The following is a 2,339-nucleotide window of genomic DNA, read 5'->3' as shown; positions in this document are numbered from 1 at the left end:
CGGCGGGGCCAGCGGGCGTGGGGTGGCGGTGGGGCGGCGCGGTGGCGGCCGCCAGCGCGGTCGGGTAGACGGTCACCGGGAGGCCGTCTCGACCGGGAGGTCCCAGCGGTAGCCGAGGCCACGCGCCGTGCTGATCACTTCGAGCGGGGCGAGGTGGCGGCGGACGCGGCGGATGTGTTCGGTGACCGTGGAGGGGTCCTGGTACTGGGTGCCCCACACCTGCTTGAGCAGGTGCGTGCGCTCGAACATCCGTCGCGGCCGCAGTGCGAGGTAGGCGGTGAGGTCGTATTCGCGGCGGGTCATCGGGACGGCCACGCCGTCCCGATGACCTCCTGGGCGGGCAGGTCGACCAGGAGCCGGCCGTCGGCATACCGCAGCAGCTGCCGGGTGGGGCGTCGCTGGTCTGCCACAGCGTCCCGCGCCGGTGGCGGGGTGGTGGGCGCGTGGTCGTCCGTGCCGGTGGGCTGGAGGGCGGCGGTCAGCGCGGTGACGGCGGCGGTCAGCGCGACCACGGCGGCGGTCAGCTCGGTCGGGGTGTCGGGTCCGAGGGGGGTGCGGATCGGGATCGGGGCGGTCATGATGGGCGGTGCCTCTCGTCTCTGCTGGTAGGTGGCGGTGGGAGGGCCCCGGCGCGGCGGTGCTGTCCAGGCATTTCGCGCCGCGCCGGGGGGTACTCAGCTGCTGCTGTCGGCGTAGTCCGTGACGGTCTCGCCGGCGGGGACGTCGGTGTGGTCCGTCCGGTCGTCCTCGTCGACGTCGACGTCGGTGAGCTTCGCCCACGCCTCGTCGATGTAGCCGCCGTCCCGCGGCCCGTCGCCCTCGACGTCGTCGGGGGCGCCATGGACGAGTTCGTCGGCCTCGTCGAGCAGGTCGTCCACGCCGGTGACCGGCGCGTCGTCCGGGCGGAGCATCCGGGCGACCCACGTCTCGGCGGCCGCGCGGTGGCGCCGGGCGGCGTCGGCGATCCGGGTGGGCAGCGTCCCGGTCGGTGCGGTGTTGGCGATGTTGGCGATGTCGACCCGGGCGGCCGGGTCGTGGGTGTACTGGCCGGCGCGCTCGAGCACGGCCGGGTCGGTCAGCGGTAGCACCTCCCGGCCGCCGACGATGGCGATCCATCCGCCGTCTCCGACGCGGCGCGCGGCAGCGGATGCGGCGGCTTCGGCCGCGGTGGCGGGGCGCAGCCGCCGGGGCCGGTCGGTGGTCTGGCCGTCCAGCGCCCACACCCAGCCGTGGCGGGTCGGGGGCAGCTCGGTGGTGTCCGGGCGGGTGACCCGGTCCAGCTCCTGGACGGCCATCCCCGTGACGCCGAGGGCGCCGGCGGTGAGGGCGAGGTCCCGCAGGACCGTCATGCTGATGCGGATCATGGTGTGTCCTCTCGTGGTCGTGCTGGTGGATGGAGTGTGGCGGGGGGCTGCGGCGGAGGTCAGCAGGTGGGGGTGACGGTGACGACGGCGCTCCACCGGATCGCCGGGCCGCGGGTGGTGGGGGTGTACCGGCCGCTGATCCGCCCGACGTCGTCGATGGTGATCACGTGCTCGGCGAGGTCGATGTCGGCCAGGGCGCCGTCGAGGACGTCGACGATGTCGCCGGGCACACACGCCGTCTCGAGGATCGAGCTGTGGTCGAACGCCAGGCCCTCGGCGAGGGCCTGCTCGACGGGCACCCACGCGGCGGCGGCCGCGTCGTCACCGGCGGTCGGTGTCGGGGTGTCCGCCAGCCAGGTGGCATAGGCCCAGGTGACGTAGCGGCCGCGGGGGTCCCGGCCGGGGGCGGCCCACACCCCCACCAGTCGGGGAGCGAGCAGACGCAGCCCGGTCTCCTCGGCCAGCTCCCGGCGGGCGGCGTTCTCCGGGGCCTCCCCGGGGTCGATGTGGCCGCCGGGCAGCGCCCACATGCTGGTGTAGGGCGGCCAGCCGCGGCGGATCAGCAGCACGTGCGGGGTGCCGTCGCGGTCGGACAGGGCGACGACGTCGGCGGTCAGCCGCGCCGTCTTTCGCGTCTCGGTGGTCTCGGTCATCTCGGGTCCTCTCGGTCGTGGTGGTCAGGACGGGTCAGGTGCGGCCGGCACTCAGTCGTCGTCGTCCGGCTGGGGCAGGGCGGCGCGCCGACGCCGCCAGCTCGCGCCGGCGAGGACCGCGACGGCGCCGGCGACGGCGACGGCGAGCCACGGCCACGCCGCCCCCGCCACCGCGGCGACGATCAGGCCGGCGACGGCGAGCTCGGCGAGGACCAGCCGCCGGCCGGCGGCCCGTTGCGCCGTTCGGGTTTCGGAGGCGCGGCGCTCGCCGGCGGTGCTCCGGTGGGGGGTGTGCAGGGGCCAGGTCCAGCTGACCGGGCCG

The 2,339-nt window shown here is 76.1% G+C and carries 5 protein-coding genes; all 5 read right to left on the bottom strand.

Translation table 11 applies throughout. The features are described 5' to 3' along the window. Nucleotides 1-72: 72 nt before the first annotated feature. The gene (locus G6R25_RS23440; protein ID WP_163554598.1) at nt 73-303 is read right to left on the bottom strand and encodes a winged helix-turn-helix domain-containing protein; all 231 of its coding nucleotides are present in this window, start codon (nt 301-303) and stop codon (nt 73-75) included. Beyond that, nucleotides 300-578 carry a hypothetical protein gene (locus G6R25_RS23435; RefSeq protein ID WP_163554597.1) on the bottom strand — a complete coding sequence of 93 codons (279 nt, stop codon included), beginning with the start codon at nt 576-578 and terminating at the stop codon, nt 300-302. The genes G6R25_RS23440 and G6R25_RS23435 overlap by 4 nt, the downstream gene beginning before the upstream one ends. 96 nt (nt 579-674) lie before the next feature. Next, on the bottom strand, nt 675-1,364 hold the full coding sequence (locus G6R25_RS23430) for a hypothetical protein (RefSeq protein WP_163554596.1): 690 nt from the start codon (nt 1,362-1,364) through the stop codon (nt 675-677). A 59-nt stretch (nt 1,365-1,423) separates the two neighbouring features. Further along, entirely contained in the window at nt 1,424-2,017 is a 594-nt protein-coding gene (locus tag G6R25_RS23425; protein ID WP_163554595.1) for an NUDIX domain-containing protein, read from the bottom strand. Between the two features lie 51 nt (nt 2,018-2,068). Then, the coding region (locus G6R25_RS23420) for a hypothetical protein (protein WP_205447401.1) at nt 2,069-2,339 on the bottom strand (271 nt) is incomplete at its 5' end.

The organism is Candidatus Frankia alpina, assembly GCF_902806485.1.
Lineage (GTDB): Bacteria > Actinomycetota > Actinomycetes > Frankiales > Frankiaceae > Frankia > Frankia alpina.
Note: the sequence above shows the minus strand (reverse complement) of the source record. Positions and strands in the feature narration are given on the sequence as shown.

Coding starts and splice junctions, on each gene's coding strand:
- G6R25_RS23440 (WP_163554598.1), bottom strand. CDS start 303: ATGACCCGCCGCGAATACGACCTCACCGCCTACCTCGCACTGCGGCCG.
- G6R25_RS23435 (WP_163554597.1), bottom strand. CDS start 578: ATGACCGCCCCGATCCCGATCCGCACCCCCCTCGGACCCGACACCCCG.
- G6R25_RS23430 (WP_163554596.1), bottom strand. CDS start 1,364: ATGATCCGCATCAGCATGACGGTCCTGCGGGACCTCGCCCTCACCGCC.
- G6R25_RS23425 (WP_163554595.1), bottom strand. CDS start 2,017: ATGACCGAGACCACCGAGACGCGAAAGACGGCGCGGCTGACCGCCGAC.